The organism is Paenibacillus sp. FSL F4-0125, from assembly GCF_038008565.1.
Classification (GTDB): Bacteria; Bacillota; Bacilli; order Paenibacillales; family Paenibacillaceae; genus Paenibacillus_AQ.
On sequence record NZ_JBBOZJ010000001.1, the window covers coordinates 5144512 to 5162883 of the forward strand.

An 18372-nucleotide genomic window follows, 5' to 3' on the forward strand; every position below is an offset into this window, starting at 1 on the left:
AACCAATATGGGGCATCCTTTACTTGTGATTTTTCATGTGATTTTTTCATTTAAAAAGCCCCCAAAAGGGGGCCTAGACTTTGATTTACCAAGATTTTAAGTTTTTGTTCTACATACAGTAACTAGATATAGAACATATAATTGTCTGCCAAGCTCTCTTCTTTAAAATTAATCAAGTCATGAAGCGTTGTGGAATCCAGTACGTCGGCAATGCTGTCGCGAATACGCAACCATAAATCACGTTTTGCCGCATCATCTTCTTCAGTGAAATCTACCGGAGAAATTGGACCCTCCAACACACGAATGATGTCTCCTGCTGTAATAGCGCTGGCCTCACGTGATAAAATGTATCCACCGTATGCACCACGAATGCTTTTTACAAGTCCTGCGTTACGCAGAGGAGCGATTAGTTGCTCCAGATAATGCTCAGAAAGTCCATTTTTCTCAGCGATACTCTTAAGTGAGGTCGGTCCTTCACCAAATTTCAGTGCAAGCTCCATCATAATTGTTAGTCCGTAACGTCCTTTGGTTGATATTTTCAAAGGGGCACCTCTTTCGGTTTAGTTTCTAGTTATTGTATACTATTGGTTTGGTAAGTCATGCGTTTGTCATATCAAGGTATTCCGATGATTACTCTTAGTTTATGTTATCATATTCGAAGTCACAAATGAAATGGCAAACGAAACATTTTGCAAAAATGTTCACCCCTGGTGGACATTTTTCTATTTTGAGCCTCTTATTTTAGGGTTTACAGTAGACAGGTATGTTATAATACTTTTTGAGCCGGGTGTTCCATGAATAACCGGTATTTTGGGTACAGAAATGGTGATTACGATGACAAAAGCAAAACAAGACACCCGTGTCGTCGTCGGCATGTCCGGAGGGGTCGATTCCTCCGTCACGGCGCTTCTGCTCAAGCAGCAGGGCTATGACGTCATCGGCATCTTCATGAAGAATTGGGACGATACCGACGAATTCGGAGTATGTACAGCCGAAAGCGATGCAGAGGATGTTCGCCGCGTATGCGAGCAGATTGATATTCCTTACTATACCGTTAATTTCGAGAAGGAATACTTCGACAAAGTATTTTCATATTTTCTCGATGAATATAAGGCCGGCCGGACGCCTAATCCAGACGTCATGTGCAACCGAGAGATCAAATTTGGGGAGTTCCTGAACAAAGCCCTTCAGCTTGGCGCCGATTATGTAGCGACTGGACATTATGCACGTGTTATAGAAGAAGATGGTGTGTACAAGCTGCTCCGCGGTGTAGACAACAATAAAGATCAGACCTATTTCTTGAACGCGCTGGGCCAATATCAGCTCTCTAAAGCAATGTTCCCGATTGGTCATCTTCCCAAACCGGAAGTTCGGAGAATTGCCGAAGAAGCCGGACTCTATACTGCCAAGAAAAAAGACAGCACAGGCGTCTGCTTTATCGGTGAGCGTAACTTCCGTGAATTCCTCAGTCAGTATCTGCCTGCACAATCTGGTGATATGGTAGATATAGCCACTGGGGAAATCAAAGGCCGCCATGATGGTCTTATGTACTATACATTGGGTCAGCGTCAAGGCCTTGGCATTGGCGGATCCGGTAACGGCGAACCTTGGTTTGTAGCTGAAAAAGACCTTAGCCGCAACATTCTTTATGTAGTTCAAGGAGACAAGCACCACAGCCTGTACTCCACTAGTCTAATTGCCTCCGGTGTAAACTGGATTAACGGGCAAGAGCTAGGTCCTGAGCCGCTAAAATGCACTGCTAAATTCCGGTATCGCCAGCCTGATCAAGGTGTAACGCTCACCGCACGGGAAGACGGAACGATAAACGTAGACTTTGATGTTCCGCAAAAAGCGATTACGCCAGGCCAAGCCGTTGTCTTCTATCTCGGTGAGCAATGTCTCGGCGGCGGCACGATCGAATATGCAGAAAAGGTCGTTCCTTCAGCGCAAGCTTAAGTGAAGTCTATAACTTACAACATAAACCCTAGAAAAACCTAAGAAATAGCTGTATTTAATACAGCTATTTCTTGTTTTAAGAATTTGTTTTTGACTTAGTTGTATTATGTACAGCTAAATTCTCCCAATATCCCTTTTCTGTCTTCACATTCCAAAATAGATGTATGAACTGCAGTTATACTACATTATCAGCTCTAAAATGAGGGTTTAGTTGTATGAAATACAACTAAATGACTATGGAGCCAGCGATTCAAATAGAAACAAAAAAAACAGCAGTTCAGAAATCGCTATCTGAACTGCTGTTCTTTTATTACTATTGGTATTAATTTAATTCCTGCTATTCCTACTTATTGAGCTGCAGCAGCTTTATCCGCAGATACTGCGATGTCATTATAGTAAAGACCAGTTCCATCACCAATTGCATAGTTCAGTACACGATTATTTACTGGTACTAGTACTGCACGATAAAGTGTTGGGAATACTGGAATCTCGTTAACCATGAATTGCTGCCATTCTTTATAGATCTCTTTACGTTTATTTACATCAAAAGCGGCCTCGGAAACTCCTTCAGCGAGCAACCGATCATTCTCTGCACTCGAGTAACGCGGGAAGTTGTAGATTGCGTCTTTGCCATAAAGACCCGTTGGGTCAACGTCAATCCCTACACCCCAAGCGCCTTGGTACACATCAACGGTAGGATCATCCTCACCATTTTGACCTATGCGATCATAAAAGGTATTAAACTCTACCATTTCCAAAGTTACATTCAGACCAATTGCTTTCCAGGATTGTACATAATATTGAGCCAGCGGTTCTGCAATGTCTCCACCCGTCATCGAAATGAAATTAATCTTCAGCTCGCTGCCATCCGGATTCGTTCTAAATTCACCGTTCAGTTTGTAACCAGCGTCATCCAAAATCTTTTTAGCTGCTTCTGGATCAAAGGCTACGCCCGGATTTGTAGTATCATGAAATTCTGGATGGGACGGTGGGATCAAGGTAGTCGCATTCCAGCGAAGCCCCTTATAAAACTTTTTACCAACTGTATCGTTATCTACAGCTGCCCACATGGCTTTACGTAGATTCACATCAGCCATTTTAGCTTTCGGATCGGGAGCAACAATCTTTTTCTCTGCATCCCATTTGCCAAGCTTAAATCCAATATAAGTATACGCACGATCAACAGCCCCGAGATACTCAACATTGGACATCTTTGCATTATCCGGGAATTGATCAATTGGGAAGGAATCCACCAAGTCAACTCCGCCAGATTTCAGTTCTTGCACAATAGTCGTTGGGTTGATAACCTTCAAGATTACTTTATCCAGTTTAGGGGCTCCGCGCCAGTAATCCTCATTCTTAACAAAAACTACAGACTCACCAGGAACAATACTCTCTACTTTAAAAGCCCCGAAGCCAATTGGCTTTTGACGAACTTCAGGGGAAGAGGAGATTTTAGCAACATCCATACTACCAAAGATATGTTTAGCTAATGGATAAATCCATACACTACCCGTTAACAGAGAAGGTGTAGATTTCTTATAAGTAATTTGCAGTTTCTTATCACCCAGCACTTTAATCCCGGAGATGGTCTTCGCCTTGCCGGAATGGTACTCATCCATACCTTCAATATTAGTGAAGTCTGAACCATAACGAGGACCATCATAAGCAGGATTACCAATGACTTCATGAGCGAACAACCAGTCCTCAGCCGTTACTGGCTTGCCATCCTGCCAGTTTACATTGTCGCGAATTGTAAAAGTAAAGGTACGTCCATCTTCTGCAACTTCATAAGTAGCCGCACCATCATTTGTATATACATAGTCTTTGTCCCAAGTTAACAAACCTTCATCAAACCAATTTAGCACTTGAGCATCCGGATCTCCAGAATAGAAGTTCCAGTTCAAAGTACCTTCAAACGGACTATCGGATACAAGTCCAAACGTAATTGTCCCTCCGTCAATAGCTTCACCTTGGTTAGTCTTAACGTTACTGAAGTCTTTAATGTTATAAAGTCCGTCTTCGGCCTCAGGCGCTGCCGTTGCTTCTGCGGTTGCCGCAGGTGCGCTGGCGCTAGGAGCTGCTGTGGATTCAGCCCCCTCATTGTTATTCTTGGAGCCGCAGGCTGCAAGAGCAAACAACATTACAAACATTAATGAAACTAGTAAAGCTTTTGAACGAATGGGTTTTCTCATTTAATCATTTCCTCCCTTATTATCCTTTTCTTTGTCTTGCGTCGGTCGCACGTTTGAGCGCTTGACCCACATTATTTATACTCAACATCAATACCAAGATCAGCAATGATGCGGGTAACCAGATCCACCATCTGAACTCAAGCGTTTGCGGATTTCTCGCATAGCTTACTAGAGTACCGAGACTGGGTGTACTTTCTGGAAAACCAAAACCTAGAAAGGATAGGCCTGATTCCAATCCAATATTAGCTGCCAAATTCAAGGTCATCGTTACGATAATGATGGAGCTTAAGTTCGGAAGCACTTGCGTGAACATAATTTTCAGATTGGAGGAGCCTAAGGTCTTAGAAGCCTGAACATAATCCAATTCCTTCTCTTGCAATGTCTTGGAACGAATTAGCCTGGCAATCCCCATCCAAAGAAACGCAGTCATGATAATGGAAAAGGTTAACGTATTGTATTTAGGTACAGCGCTGACAAAGGCTATAACAATCATTAGAAATGGTAGGATCATGAAGAAATCCACAACACGCATCGCTACATTATCTACCGTTCCACCAAAATAACCTGAGACTAAACCGACTAGAATCCCAATAACGCCAGTAAAAAATGTAACCATAAAAGCAATAGACATAGAGTTTCTTGTTCCTATAATTAATTGACCGAATACATCCCGTCCTCCATAATCAGTCCCCAGCCAGTGCACAGCCGAAGGCTTCTCATATAGGGCGAACAAGTCAACCGTAACAATTTCTTTTTGATCCAAAAATAACGAAATTCCATACACAGCAGCGATAATCGCAAATAGGAAAATCAGTGAGATCAGTGCCAACTTATCACGCACCAATTCCCGCCAAACAATTTTGAAGCCCGATGGACTTTTATCTGAATCCTGCAGCAGAGCTATCTCTGCGCTTGTCTTTGCCATTTCATTCACCCCAAAATGTTCATCTTCTTATTTAATCCGGATACGAGGATCTACGATACTTAAGATAATGTCTGATAACAACGCACCGACGATGGAAGCAACCCCATACAGTAGAACGATGGCTGTTACCACGCTGAAATCCCGGATCGTTATCGAACTGAGGAACAGCAAACCCATCCCTGGATAGCTGAAGATCGTTTCAACGAACACCGTACCACCGATTAGCCCAGTGATCTCGTACCCGAAGAATGCAGCAATCGGCAATAAGGAATTTCGCAAAATATGACGATTATATACACGTGACTCCGAAGCCCCTTTAGCTCTTGCCGTGAGAATGAAATCTTTTTGCTTCGTATCAATGATCTCATTTCGCAGATATTGTACGGTCCCAACCGTTGCAATCAGGGCCATTGATAGAGCAGGGAGCAGCAGATGGTATAACTTACTCCAGAAGTGGCTTAGCGTACCGGGAACCTCCCCAGGACTGACACTGCCGCTAGTGGGAAACCAATGAAAATGAAACCCGAAAACCCATACCATTAAAAGAGCAAAAATAAACAACGGTGCAGCAAATCCAATATAGGTATAGCCGGTAATTAAGCGATCCAGCCACGAATCGTTATAACGTCCGCTGGTAATACCAAGCGGGATAGCAATAAGGTATGTAAGAATCAGCGTAACAATGGCTAGCCAAAGTGTATTCATCAGGCGTTGCCCGATCAGCTCTGAGACCGGCATTTTGAAACGGAAGGACTGGCCAAAGTCCCCTTGTATTGCTTTAGTGATCCAATCCCAGTACTGGATGTACCATGGATCATTTAGGCCAAGCTTCTCTCGCATTGCATCAATGGCCGCAGGATCAATATTCGGATCGAGCATCCCTGAGAGTGCGTCGCCAGGCATTGCCTTCGCCATAAGAAAAACAAGAATACTTAATAGAAATACTTGAGGGATCATTATAAGAATTCTACGAACGATAATCTTCCACATATTCTCAACCTTTCTCAGGCAAGGCTACCAGATGAGTCTCGGAAATTGATTTTAATGGATAAGCCATGCCTTCTTCATCAAAATAATTCCGGTGCGCTTGTTCATATTCCTTACTTACTGATTTTCTAAACTCCGTCTGCTTTTCTCTCTGCTTCGGATCAATATCAGGAATGGCAGCAATGAGACGTTTGGTATAAATATGCTGAGGATTGTCAAAAATATCTTTAGCGGTCCCTTGCTCCACATGTCGTCCTTTATACATAATCCCAATGTGATCGCACATATGTCTGATGATCCCGAGATCATGACTGATAAATAGAAAAGTAAGATTCAGTTCTTTTTGAATGTCCTGCATGAAATTCAACACTTGTGCCTGTACGGAGACATCTAGCGCAGATACCGGCTCGTCAGCAATAATAAGTTTGGGCTTGAGGGCAATCGCTCTGGCAATTCCGATCCGCTGCCGCTGACCGCCTGAGAATTCATGCGGATATTTCAGGATGTTCTCAGGGCTTAAACCTACCTGTAAAAGCAATTCCTGTACTCGACGCTTTTCTTCCCCCGGAGACATTTTTTCGAAATTTCTCAACGGCTCAGCAATAATATCCAGCACGCGTTTCTTAGGATTTAAAGAAGAGTAAGGATCCTGAAAGATCATCTGAATGTCTTTGCGGACATTTCTTTGCTTACGCACACCCTTCAAGGCCAAATCTTGCCCTTCAAAAATCACGCTACCGCTAGTAATAGAATTAAGTCCAATGATTGCACGACCAGTAGTTGTCTTACCTGATCCGGATTCACCGACGAGACCATAGGTTTGCCCTGCCTCAATGGTAAAATTAACATTATCGACAGCCTTGACTACGCCAACTTCCCTTCGAAAAACACCGCCGTGGATCGGAAAATGAACCGCTAAATTCTTAACCTCAAGAAGTCCCATTGTGGCTTGCCTCCTCGTTAGTATCAGGGAAATGAAAGTTATTATGGCAGGTGCAGCGAACAAAATGACCGGGGGCTACTTCATGCAGCTGCGGATTCTCCTCGTGCTCCCATTCCGGAATCCAAGGTGTCCGGGCCGAGAAACGGCATCCTTTACGCGGAAGATTCTGTAATGGCGGGACAATCCCCTGAATCACATGAAGTCTAGATTTCTCTTCTTTAACGGTTGGAATAGAGTTCAACAAGGATCTTGTATACGGATGCTTCGGATTAGAGGTCAACGTATAAATATCTGCGATCTCTACGATTTGTCCGGCGTACATCACCGCAACTCGATCAGCCATTTCACTCACAACCCCTAGATCATGAGTAATTAAGATAATGCCTGCTTGCATATCGGTTTTTAATTTTTTTATAAGTTCAAGGATTTGCAATTGGATGGTTACATCTAGTGCCGTAGTCGGCTCATCGGCGATCAAAAGCTTGGGACCATTGGCAATCGCTATAGCAATCACAACCCGCTGCCTCATTCCACCAGATAATTCGTGGGGGTATTGCTGATATGTATGCTCGGGACGGGAGATTCCAACCTTGGTCAGGAGATCAATGACCTTCTCTTTTCTTTGCTTCTTCGAAAGCTTGGAATCATGTAGGATGAGTACTTCTTCAATCTGTGAACCGATAATCATAAGCGGATTTAAAGCGGATAAAGGGTCCTGAAAAATCATAGACATTTCTTGACCACGCAGCTTGTTGAGTGCAGCAGGAGCCATAGTAACGATGTCCTGACCCTTGTATTTGATTTGTCCGTCTATTTTTGCCCTTGTGTGCAATCCCATTATCGAAAAGGCAAGCGCACTTTTTCCTGAACCGGACTCTCCAACAATAGCAAGAATCTCATTTTTGCGAACAGATAGGGTAACATCATCTACTGCGGCATAATAATCATCTGCGATCCTGAACGATGTCGATAAATTTTTGATTTCTAATAATTCTTCGCTCAAATTAATCCCCCTAACGGCAAGAGTTTCAAAATCCATACAATGAAATATTATGTAAATTTTGATATAAACAGTATTTATTTTCATGAAACATAACAAAACACATACTGTCATCATTATTAACACCATTAATGATACTATAAGTATTTCAATCGGATTTAAAAAATGATTTCCCGTAACTTTGTAGTTCATTTTAATTAACTTATGGTAAATTATCAATCTTTTCCTATAAAAAAATTTTATTTCATGTGATTAAATGTAACGTAGAAAACAAAAAAACGGCTCTAGGCCGCCTTTTTTTGGAATAAATAGTATTGTGAATAAATTATTTTTTTTGTTCAATAGGGGAGATTTGGAGGTTGTAGCAGTCACTAGTGGACTATTGTTCGCGTCGGATCCGTTGATTATGACGAATCTTTATTTCATTTCCTTGCTCTGTAGCTTGATAAAAAACACGTTGAGAAATCTCTTTAGGCAAATACTCCTGTTTCACATAATGCCCCGGAAAATTGTGCGGATATTGATACCCTTCATGCCCTAACGCAGTAGCCCCTTTGTAATGGGTGTCTCGTAAGTGTAAGGGTACCTCGGCAGATTTAATCTCATCCATACTCGCCATTGCATTTGAAATGGCAGTAACAACAGCATTAGACTTTGGACTCTCCACCGCAAAAAGAATCGCTTGTGCAATGTTTAGCCTCGCTTCTGGCCAACCGTTATTCCTATACGCTTCGAGCGCGCTCACGGCTTGGACCATAGCTTGAGGATTCGCCAGTCCAATATCCTCACTACTAGCCGCAATCAGACGCCGAATAAATGTCATCGGGTCCATCCCAAGCTTTTCTACCGCATATAGAAACCAGAACAACGCAGCATCACTAGAACCACGTATGCTTTTGTGAAAAGCGGAAAGCACATCATACTGCGTCGATTCATCTGCTTTCACAATAGGGCGCCGAATTGACTCTTCCGCCACCTCCAGCGTGATATGCACACTCCCATCTGACTCCGGAGCAGTAGTTAACGCCGCTAATTCCAGAGCATTTAATGCCCGCCGAATATCTCCGTTAGCCATCGTAGCAATATGCATTAATGCCTCTTCATCAACCTGAAGCTCCATGAATCCAAGCCCTCTATCCTTGTCCTCTAAAGCCCTGCGCATCGCGATCAGACTGTGATCACTCGTTAATGCCTCCAGCTGAAACAAGGTAGAACGGCTCATAAGCGCTCCGTTAACATAATGGAACGGGTTCTCTGTAGTTGCACCAATAAATGTTATGGTTCCTTTTTCTACCGCCGGCAACAGCGCATCCTGACGTGAACTATTGAACCGATGTACCTCATCCAGAAAAAGAATCGTTTTAGAACCGTACAGTGTTTTATTATTTTGAGCTCGTTCAATGACCTCCCGCACATCCTTTACGGAAGCCTCCACCGCATTCAGGCGTACAAACTCCCCTTGCGTATGATGAGAAATGATATGAGCCAATGTTGTTTTGCCACAACCAGGAGGTCCATAGAGCAAAATTGAAGAGACCTGATCAGCCTCAATCGCTCTTCGCAGCAGCTTTCCCCGGCCTATGATATGTTCTTGACCAATATATTCATCCAGATTCTCCGGTCTCATTCGGTCCGCAAGCAGCCGTCCGCCCCCGGTGTCCTCTCCCAAAGAAAATAAATCCATAACTCCACTTCCTTGCTATATTCTTGTAAAAGCACAATGTAAACCTCTCCCTATCATACCATATCAAAGCGCTGAATTAGGATGCCCTTCCAAGCAAGGTCACTGTATCAGCCTTGACTTATTCTCCGTAAAAATAAAAAGAGCATGATCTCGTCTTAGAAAGGCGGGAGCCATGCTCTTTTTTCAAATTGTACGCTAGCAGTTTATCGCCAGCCTCATTTTTGATATGATTTTACGAATGCTTTCTTCCGACAGATGATACTTCTTTTGAAGCTCAGCTACGGAATCGCCTTCACGATGACAACTGAAAATTTCCTTATTGCGATTCGCTATCTCTTTCCTCGAACCGCTGTTCTCGCCCCATCTAACCCGCTCTTCCGTTTTCTTCGGGATGTAGAGCAGTTCACCTTGGATGTATCCCTGAAGCTCTTCGAGCAAGCCAGGGGGGAGCACATCCTTCCCATTTACATAACTCAACTTGCATTTCCTCCTTCAACAGGTGTGTCCCTATGCGTCGGTCAACTAAGTTTTTAGTTATAATCACGTCACCTGCCTCCTTTCTTCTCCTCATATTTGGAAAAATCCGTAACTTCATTATATAAAAACCTCTTGGTAGCGTCTACATTCTAATTCATAAATTTCGTTTTTATGGATAAGTGTGGTACTTCCTATGTTAGTAATAAGGAGGCCATACGGCCTCCTCGCTTTAAGCGGGTTTCCGTCTTAGACGGAAACCACCTCGTATACTGAAATCATCTCAATCAGCCTCCTTCCAGAAGTGTTCTTGCCCGGCCGGACACTTATTATTAAGCCATACCTATAGGGGAGTTACAAGTTCAAAAACAGTTATAACTGTTCTCCACCAGTCTTAATTCCCCTCAGAATCGCTTCCAGCCGTCATTTGCACATAGGAAGGCATTTCCCCATTATGAAGCAACCAAAGCTCGTGGAGCGCTCGTGTACAGCCTACATACATCAGCTTTGCATCCCATGCTGTCGCCCCGTAATGATCTCGATCGGCATCCGCTAAGATTACCGCATCAAATTCCAAGCCTTTAGATAAATACACAGGCAGCACCGATAGTCCACCCTGATATTGCGTCATGCTGCCGTCTATCAGATGTATATCTTCAAAATGCTGCTCCAGCTCAGCGTACAGCTCTGTGGCTTCATGCAAACTACGTGTTAGCACAGCCACAGTACGGTATTCCCTTCCAGACAAGGACTTCAGTGAGTTGCTTATTGTCCGCAGACGAGCTTGCTCATTAGCCACCAGTTCCCCAGTATCCTCCCCGTAGGCGATCATTCGCACGGGATCTCCACTACGAAAAACCGGAACAGCCAGCAGAGAGCTTTCCACACCGGAAGATAGAATGCCATTAGCGAAATCTATAATTTCCATAGTAGAACGATAGCTCCGTGTCAGTGCGTGATAAGCCGTGTTCTCAGGGGCAAACAAGGTCTGCATCTCTTCCCAAGCGTGTACGCCTTTATAGGCGTGTATGCCCTGTGACAGATCACCCAGGATCGTAAAGGAATGACCCCGCACATATAAATCCAGCACCGCAATTTGGAAAGGAGAAAAATCCTGAGCCTCGTCAATCACCACATGATCAAAGCGAGTTACACCCTCGTCTCCATTCAAAAGATAATGGATATACAACAGAGGCGGTAAATCCTCTTCGCGTATAATTCCTTTTTTCAGATCTTTTGCCGTTTCCTTCAGCACAGCTACCGGAATATTCTCTGGCGGATTCACAGGCCAATCTTCCGGGACTTTAGCCGCACGGAAGATTTGCTTGTAGATCGTCAACGGATCGTACTTAGGCCATTTTGCACTGTATGCTTTTTCTCGCGCAGCACCTTTTTTCTTGCGATCCTTCATAGCTGCAGCCGATGGACTCTTCTTCAGCTCCATCTCGATCCAGCGATGTATCCGTGCCATTACACGTTCCTTCCGCTTCGCTGGCGGATAAGGAGCGTACTCTTCATTATGCCAACGTAAGATCATCGATCGGCGCAGCACAGCGCCCTCCCACGGGATAAAATCTCCCTCAGGAACAGAACTTGTCTCCAGCAGCTTAATACTTGATTCAATAATACTCATCAGAACCGTAGAGCCCTTGAAACGTCCCGGCGTTTCTTCTGTAATCACAGGCATACCGCCAGAGGTTTCAAACCAGCGGTTCATCGTCTCCGTCGCATCCTGTTCTGGAAGCTCCAGACCTAGTACATTTGCCGCCCAATCCGGAAAGGTGCTCTGAGCAATATTACCTACTCCTAGTTCAGGCAGTACATCTGAAATGTAATCCAGAAACATCCGGTTCGGTGCAAAAATAATCATTTTTTCCGCAGAAACCTGATCCTTGTATTGATACAGCAGAAAGGCTAATCGGTGCAGTGCAACTGTTGTTTTACCACTTCCCGCTACGCCCTGAATGATCAGCGCTGTATTTTTGGCCGCACGGATAATCTTGTCCTGCTCCTCCTGGATGGTAGATACAATATCACGGAGACGATTGTCTTTGTTCTCTCCCAAGCGATAGACGAGAAACTCGTCTGATACTACAGGCGCGTCACTCTCCCGATTGTACGTATCTGCGACCCGCTCCAGAATCTGCTTACGAATCACCACGTTGCGTTTGAGGTATACCAGTCCTTCTATCAGTCCCTCAGGAGCTTCATAGGAGGCTGGCTCCGTACCACCGGTAAACGAATAGAACAGGCTTGCTACCGGTGCGCGCCAGTCAATGACTAGCGGGCGGTCGCTTACCTGCTCGCGGTCTACGCCGATTTTTCCTATATAGAGTGCCTTTCGCTGCTTCTCATCATTGCCCTGAAAATCAAGCCGTCCGAAATAAGGCTCCTGCCGAAGCTTGGCAAGATCTTTGCGCTTCTGTTCACGGTTCGCTTCTAACACTTGTTCCGTATAATCGTGTCCCGTGTACACCGGAGTCTGGTTAAGCTTCTCCAATAAGGTGTCAATCTCAGTAAGCGCTTGATTCAGCCTGTCTTCTTCCTCTTGATAGGCACTTTGAAAGTTGTCTTCCAATTTCAGTTACCTCCTAAAAGTTTATCGAGCTTAAATTTTCATTCTCCTCATTCCCTCTTCTCACACAAAAAGGATACCCATTGTAGCACAATCGGCACTAAAATACCAAATCTTTCAAGCGAGACCCCACTATAGCACAGCTTGTAAAATAAAGTTAGCTACAAACAAGCCCGCAATCCCATAGAGTGCAGGAGGCACTTCTTTCCCCTTGCCCACAGCAAGCTTCACGATCGGATAAGTGATGAAGCCAAAAGCCATCCCGTCCACAATACTATAAGTGAATGGAATCATAACCATGATTAAAAAAGAAGGGAAAAGCTCTGTCAAATCGTTCAAGTCCATCTCACGCACATTTTGTACCATAAGGCCACCGATTACAATCAAGATCGGTGCGATAGCACTGTCTGGAATGTAGGAGAGCAAAGGGAGAAACAAGAATGTTGCCCCGAACAAAAGACCTGTCACAAGCGAGGTCAGACCCGAACGTCCACCTGCAGCAATTCCTGCATTGGATTCTGCAGCGGCGACTACAGGACTGCTTCCAAAGAGACCTGCGGCGATATTGGCAATAGAGAGTGCTCGTAAGCTGCTCTTGAAGCGCTCAGGACGTCCAGCCATCATCGTCTGAGAGGCGACTAGCCCAATATTTTCAAATACAACGATTAACAGCAATAGGAATACCGCAATCCAGAATACGAGGCTTACAATACCACCCCAGTCCATTCCAAAAAATAGGCTTCCATAACCCGTAAATACATGGCCGGATGCCTGCTTCTCAGGCGCGTGAGCAGCTCCCAGCAAGTAGGCTAGACCTGTACCAACCAGCATACTGATAAGCAAACCACCGTTGGTCCCGCGGATAAACAGTACTAAAGCGAGTAGCAAGGTTACGCAGGAAGTGATAACTGCAGGATCACTAAAATGTCCTATAGCAACAAAAGTGGTCTGATGTGCGATCACAATTCCGCTTTTTTGCAGCCCTATAAAGGTCAGAAATAGCCCTATCCCGACAGTTATCGCATGCTGCAGGTTTTGCGGAATCGCTTCACTAAGAATGCGATAAAGCGAGGTGAAGGCTACAATAGCGAATAACACACCCGTTATAACGACTACCGTAAGCGCCTCTCTCCAGCCCAAATTCATGGAATGAACAAGTGTGTATGTGAAAAAGGCGTTAATCCCCATACCTGGTACTACGATGATCGGCGTCTTCCCGCCGAAGGCCATTAATAGACAGCCTGTAATGGCAGTCAATAACGTAGCCACCATGGCCGGTCTAAGCGGCATACCAGCGTCATGAAGAATCGTCGCATTCACCATCACAATATATACCGAAGCAAAATACGAGAGGATCCCTGCAGCCCATTCCCGTTTCCATTCATTCTCAGGCGCAAGCCCTACACTATTTCGCCAAAAATTCGATTTCATGTACAAAAACCTCCACTGATATTAAGTTCCGCAGGCGGATATTACCCGGATTATAAGCTAAATAACCAGCGGTTCATCCCGCTTTAGCTATTATGCCTATATGTCGTCTGCATCTTGCAGACCCACCTGCTAACCACAACAAAAGGGCGTACGCAACTGGATTCCAGCTGCTCGCCCTTTTGTCCATTTTATTTACTAATTTCGCTATAATTGAAACAGCTTCAGCTCAGCGGTTTACCTTACACGCTGACGCCTCCAGCCTCAAGCAAATCACGCACGGCAACGCTGACCATGATCAGACCGGCTACCGGTGGAACGAATGCATTGCTGGCTGGTGGTTGTTTCGCTTTACGTCGATCCGGCGCATTCTCCGGAACGATCTTATCCGTAACATCCTGACGCGGCTTCATTGGTGGCTCTGTAGAGAATACCACCTTCACGCCCTTTTTAATCCCTTCCTTACGCAGCTTCTGACGAATGACACGAGCAATAGGGTCATAGGTTGTCTTGGAAATGTCTGCTACCTGGAATCGTGTAGGATCCATTTTGTTGGCAGCGCCCATGCTTGAGATCATTGGAATTCCACGGGACAGACATTCTTTGATCAAATGAACCTTATAAATAATCGTATCCGAAGCATCGAGCACATAGTCAGGTTTTAATTTAAACAATTCCTCATAGGTTTCTTCTGTATAGAACATGTTGAGCGCAATCGCTTCGCATTCTGGATTGATCAGCTTCACACGGTCTACCATCAATTCAGCCTTCTTCTGCCCAACCGTTGTGGTGAGTGCATGAATCTGCCGATTCACATTAGTAATATCTACAGAATCCTTATCAATCAGAATCAGCCTGCCGATACCGGTGCGCGCCAAAGCCTCAACAGCCATACCGCCAACACCGCCGATGCCTAGCACCGCTACCGTGCTGTTCTTCATTATCTCCAGACCTTCCGGTCCGATCGCCAGTTCCGTACGTGAGAACTGATGTAGCATGAGGTACAGCCTCCTTCAAAAGCTATAGCGAAGCAGAAATCTGCCTCGCCCGCTTCGATTAGTTAATTATTCTTTTTCTTTCTTCGGTTTAAGAGCCAGCTTAATGTGCAGTTGCTCCAATTGTGAACCATCTACTGGCGAAGGTGCATCCATGAGCAGGTCTGTTGCACTTGCTGTTTTCGGGAATGCGATGGTTTCACGCAGATTCGTACGACCGGACAATAGCATTACTAGACGATCTAAACCGAATGCGATACCGCCGTGTGGAGGTGTACCGTATTCGAACGCATCCATCAGGTAACCAAACTTCTCGTAAGCAACCTCTTGCGTGAAGCCAAGGGCTTCGAACATTTTCTCCTGTACGTCACGTTTGTAAATCCGCATGGAGCCCCCGCCTACTTCATAACCGTTCAGAACGATGTCATAAGCTTGTGCACGAATTGCACCTGGATCTGTGTTAAACAGATGCAGATCCTCTTCACGTGGACGAGTGAACGGATGGTGTTCCGCCACATAACGTTTCTGATCTTCATCATAACCAAGGAGTGGGAAGTCAGTAACCCAAGCGAACTTGAATACGTTGTCGTCGATCAGACCGAGTTGACGTCCGATTTTGACACGAAGAGCGCCTAGAACGTCTGCTACAACCTTTTTATTATCAGCAGAGAAGAGGAGAAGGTCGCCTTCTTCAGCGCCTGTACGCTCCTTCACAGCCGCAATTTCTTCTTCGGAGAAGAATTTCACAATCGGCCCTTTGAATTCACCGTCTTTCACTTGAATCCATGCCAACCCCTTCGCGCCATAACGAGCGGCATAAGGTCCGAGGTCATCGATTTCTTTACGAGTCCAAGTGCCACAGCCTTTAGCATTTAGACATTTCACTTCGCCGCCTTTTTCGATTACAGAAGCGAACACCTTCACACCGCTAGTTGCAACAATATCATTCATTTCTACAAGTTCTAATCCAAAACGAAGATCTGGTTTATCAGATCCGTATTTGCCCATAGCCTCAGCATAAGTCAAACGTTGGAATGGAAGCTCGATATCTGCTCCTACAGTTTCCTTGAACAGACGCTGCATCAGCTTCTCCATCATACCAAGCAACTCATCTTGTGACAGGAATGAAGTTTCGATGTCCACTTGAGTGAATTCTGGCTGACGGTCAGCACGCAAATCTTCATCACGGAAACAACGAGCGATTTGGTAATAGCGCTCCACGCCGCCCACCATCAACAATTGCTTGTAGATTTGTGGAGATTGCGGCAATGCGAAGAATTCACCTTCATGCACACGGCTTGGCACCAAATAATCACGCGCGCCTTCCGGAGAGCTCTTAGTCAGGATCGGTGTTTCTACGTCGATGAATCCTTCACTGTCAAGGAAATCACGGAAAATCTTAGAAGCTTTCGAACGAAGCAGCAAGGTTCTTTGCATTTCCGGACGACGAAGGTCCAAATAGCGATATTTGAGACGCAGTGACTCGTCTACTTCCACACCATCTTCGATGAAGAACGGAGGTGTCTTAGCTGCGTTCAGCACTTCAATGTCCGTAATTTGCACTTCAATTTCACCTGTTGGCAGGTTGCGGTTAATGGTTTCAGCATCACGTTTAACAACTTTACCTTTAACAGCCAGGACGTATTCACTACGAACCTTATCAGCAATTTGTAAGGCTTCGCCAGAGTAGTCTGGGTTAAATACCACTTGTACAATACCGCTTCTGTCACGCAGATCAATAAATAGTACGCCCCCAAGGTCGCGGCGAGTCTGCACCCATCCGTTCAAGGTTACCGTCTGTCCAATATGTTCTGGCGTTAATTGTCCACAATGATGACTTCTTTGCATAATTTATCATTCCCCTTCATGGTTAAAAATACATTTTTAATCTTTCTCTATACAGTCACCATAAGACGATGTAGTCAGATGGTCTAAACTAGTGCCTGACCCAGCTCTTCCAGCTTCACGGTGCGCTGCTCCCCGGTATTCATCGACTTCACTGTAATGACCCCATTCTTCAGCTCATCTTCGCCAAGAATGGCAGTATAACGTGCCGACATACGGTCTGCCGATTTCATCTGCGCCTTCATCTTCCGGCCTAAATAATCGCGTTCTGCCGAGAACCCTTGACTGCGCAGAATATATAGCTGTTTAGAGATTTCGATATCAGCTTCTTCACCGAGAGCTACGAAGTACACATCCAGTGGCTTCGCCGTCTCCAGCTCTACCTTCTGATCCTCAAGAATGAGGAGAATTCGTTCCAGCCCAATCCCAAAACCAATACCCGGTTGATCCGGTCCACCAATTTCTTCAACCAAACCGTTGTAACGGCCTCCGCCGCCCACGGTATCAATCGAACCAATACCTGCTGCTTTATATTCAAACGCTGTATGCGTGTAATAATCCAGTCCTCTGACAAGACGAGGGTTAATGGTGAATTCCACTCCCATGATGTTAAGGTGCATCTTCACCTTCTCAAAATGAGTTGTGCACTCTTCATCCAGACTATCCAAAATGGAAGGCGCATCTGTAAATTTATCTTGATCTACCTTGCAATCCAGCACGCGAAGCGGATTACGCTCAATCCGACGCTGACAGTCACTGCAAAGGGTATCCTTCATGGGTCTTAAGAAACCCAATAGTTTCTCCCGATAAGCTGCACGGCTAGGTGCGTTACCGACAGAATTGATTTCAACTCTTACATCCTTAAGGCCAAGATCCTTATAGAATTGATAGCCTAAAGAAACTACTTCCGCATCAATAGCCGGATCCACGGCTCCAAAAGCCTCAATACCAAACTGATGGAATTGACGATATCTCCCTGCCTGTGGACGCTCATAACGGAACATGGGTCCGATATAATACAGCTTGCTTACATCCGGTTCACCATATAGCTTGTTCTGAACATAAGCTCGGACTACACCTGCCGTTCCTTCAGGACGCAGCGCCAAATCGCGATCGCCTTTATCCTTGAACGTGTACATCTCGCCTTCCACAATATCCGTTGTTTCGCCTACCCCACGCTCGAATAACCCCGTGTTCTCGAACATTGGTGTACGGATTTCACGGTAATTGAAACGACGGCACAAATCTCTAGCCTTCCCTTCAATGTACTGCCATTTCTCCACAGTCCCCGGAAGCACATCCTGTGTTCCTGTAGGTTTCTCGAATCTTTCTTTAGCCACAGTCTATCCCTCCTAAAAAATACCC

At 45.0% G+C, this 18372-nt stretch carries 14 protein-coding genes; 1 reads left to right on the top strand and 13 read right to left on the bottom strand.

The annotated features are described in order from the left end of the window. Window positions 1-122: 122 nt before the first annotated feature. A complete protein-coding gene (gene cymR / locus NST74_RS22900) occupies window positions 123-542 on the bottom strand; it encodes a cysteine metabolism transcriptional regulator CymR (RefSeq protein WP_042130450.1) in 420 nt (139 codons plus the stop codon). Between the two features lie 292 nt (window positions 543-834). Here cymR and mnmA point away from each other — a divergent pair, with 292 nt between their 5' ends. Continuing rightward, window positions 835-1956, top strand: a complete 1122-nt coding sequence (mnmA, locus tag NST74_RS22905) for a tRNA 2-thiouridine(34) synthase MnmA (protein ID WP_341114580.1) — start codon at window positions 835-837, stop codon at window positions 1954-1956. Between the two features lie 347 nt (window positions 1957-2303). Here mnmA and NST74_RS22910 read toward each other — a convergent pair whose 3' ends face one another. The 12 genes from NST74_RS22910 to hisS all read right to left on the bottom strand — a co-directional run bounded on the left by NST74_RS22910 (window position 2304) and on the right by hisS (window position 18347). Continuing rightward, window positions 2304-4151 carry an oligopeptide ABC transporter substrate-binding protein gene (locus NST74_RS22910; protein ID WP_341114581.1) on the bottom strand — a complete coding sequence of 616 codons (1848 nt, stop codon included), beginning with the start codon at window positions 4149-4151 and terminating at the stop codon, window positions 2304-2306. 19 nt (window positions 4152-4170) lie between these two features. Continuing rightward, complete coding sequence (locus NST74_RS22915; RefSeq protein WP_341114582.1) at window positions 4171-5076, bottom strand: ABC transporter permease; 906 nt, start codon at window positions 5074-5076, stop codon at window positions 4171-4173. Between the two features lie 27 nt (window positions 5077-5103). Then, window positions 5104-6066 carry an oligopeptide ABC transporter permease gene (gene opp4B / locus NST74_RS22920; protein WP_339287759.1) on the bottom strand — a complete coding sequence of 321 codons (963 nt, stop codon included), beginning with the start codon at window positions 6064-6066 and terminating at the stop codon, window positions 5104-5106. A 4-nt stretch (window positions 6067-6070) separates the two neighbouring features. Then, a complete protein-coding gene (locus NST74_RS22925) occupies window positions 6071-7006 on the bottom strand; it encodes an ABC transporter ATP-binding protein (protein ID WP_076117396.1) in 936 nt (311 codons plus the stop codon). Then, window positions 6993-8009, bottom strand: a complete 1017-nt coding sequence (locus NST74_RS22930) for an ABC transporter ATP-binding protein (protein ID WP_341114585.1) — start codon at window positions 8007-8009, stop codon at window positions 6993-6995. Before NST74_RS22930 ends, NST74_RS22925 begins: the two co-directional genes overlap by 14 nt. Window positions 8010-8385: 376 nt before the next feature. Further along, window positions 8386-9690, bottom strand: a complete 1305-nt coding sequence (locus NST74_RS22935; protein ID WP_341114586.1) for a replication-associated recombination protein A — start codon at window positions 9688-9690, stop codon at window positions 8386-8388. Between the two features lie 195 nt (window positions 9691-9885). Beyond that, complete coding sequence (locus tag NST74_RS22940) at window positions 9886-10167, bottom strand: CD3324 family protein (RefSeq protein WP_042130463.1); 282 nt, start codon at window positions 10165-10167, stop codon at window positions 9886-9888. 391 nt (window positions 10168-10558) lie between these two features. Next, on the bottom strand, window positions 10559-12742 hold the full coding sequence (locus tag NST74_RS22945; protein WP_341114588.1) for a HelD family protein: 2184 nt from the start codon (window positions 12740-12742) through the stop codon (window positions 10559-10561). A gap of 129 nt (window positions 12743-12871) precedes the next feature. Further along, the gene (locus NST74_RS22950; RefSeq protein WP_341114589.1) at window positions 12872-14170 is read right to left on the bottom strand and encodes an NCS2 family permease; all 1299 of its coding nucleotides are present in this window, start codon (window positions 14168-14170) and stop codon (window positions 12872-12874) included. A 239-nt stretch (window positions 14171-14409) separates the two neighbouring features. After that, window positions 14410-15165, bottom strand: coding sequence for a tRNA threonylcarbamoyladenosine dehydratase (locus NST74_RS22955; protein ID WP_060621914.1), 756 nt, complete (start codon window positions 15163-15165; stop codon window positions 14410-14412). A 66-nt stretch (window positions 15166-15231) separates the two neighbouring features. Next, window positions 15232-17010: an aspartate--tRNA ligase gene (gene aspS / locus NST74_RS22960; RefSeq protein WP_341114590.1), complete on the bottom strand. Its 1779-nt coding sequence runs from the start codon at window positions 17008-17010 to the stop codon at window positions 15232-15234. Window positions 17011-17093: 83 nt separating this feature from the next. Further along, on the bottom strand, window positions 17094-18347 hold the full coding sequence (gene hisS, locus NST74_RS22965) for a histidine--tRNA ligase (RefSeq protein WP_341114592.1): 1254 nt from the start codon (window positions 18345-18347) through the stop codon (window positions 17094-17096). Window positions 18348-18372 lie beyond the last annotated feature (25 nt).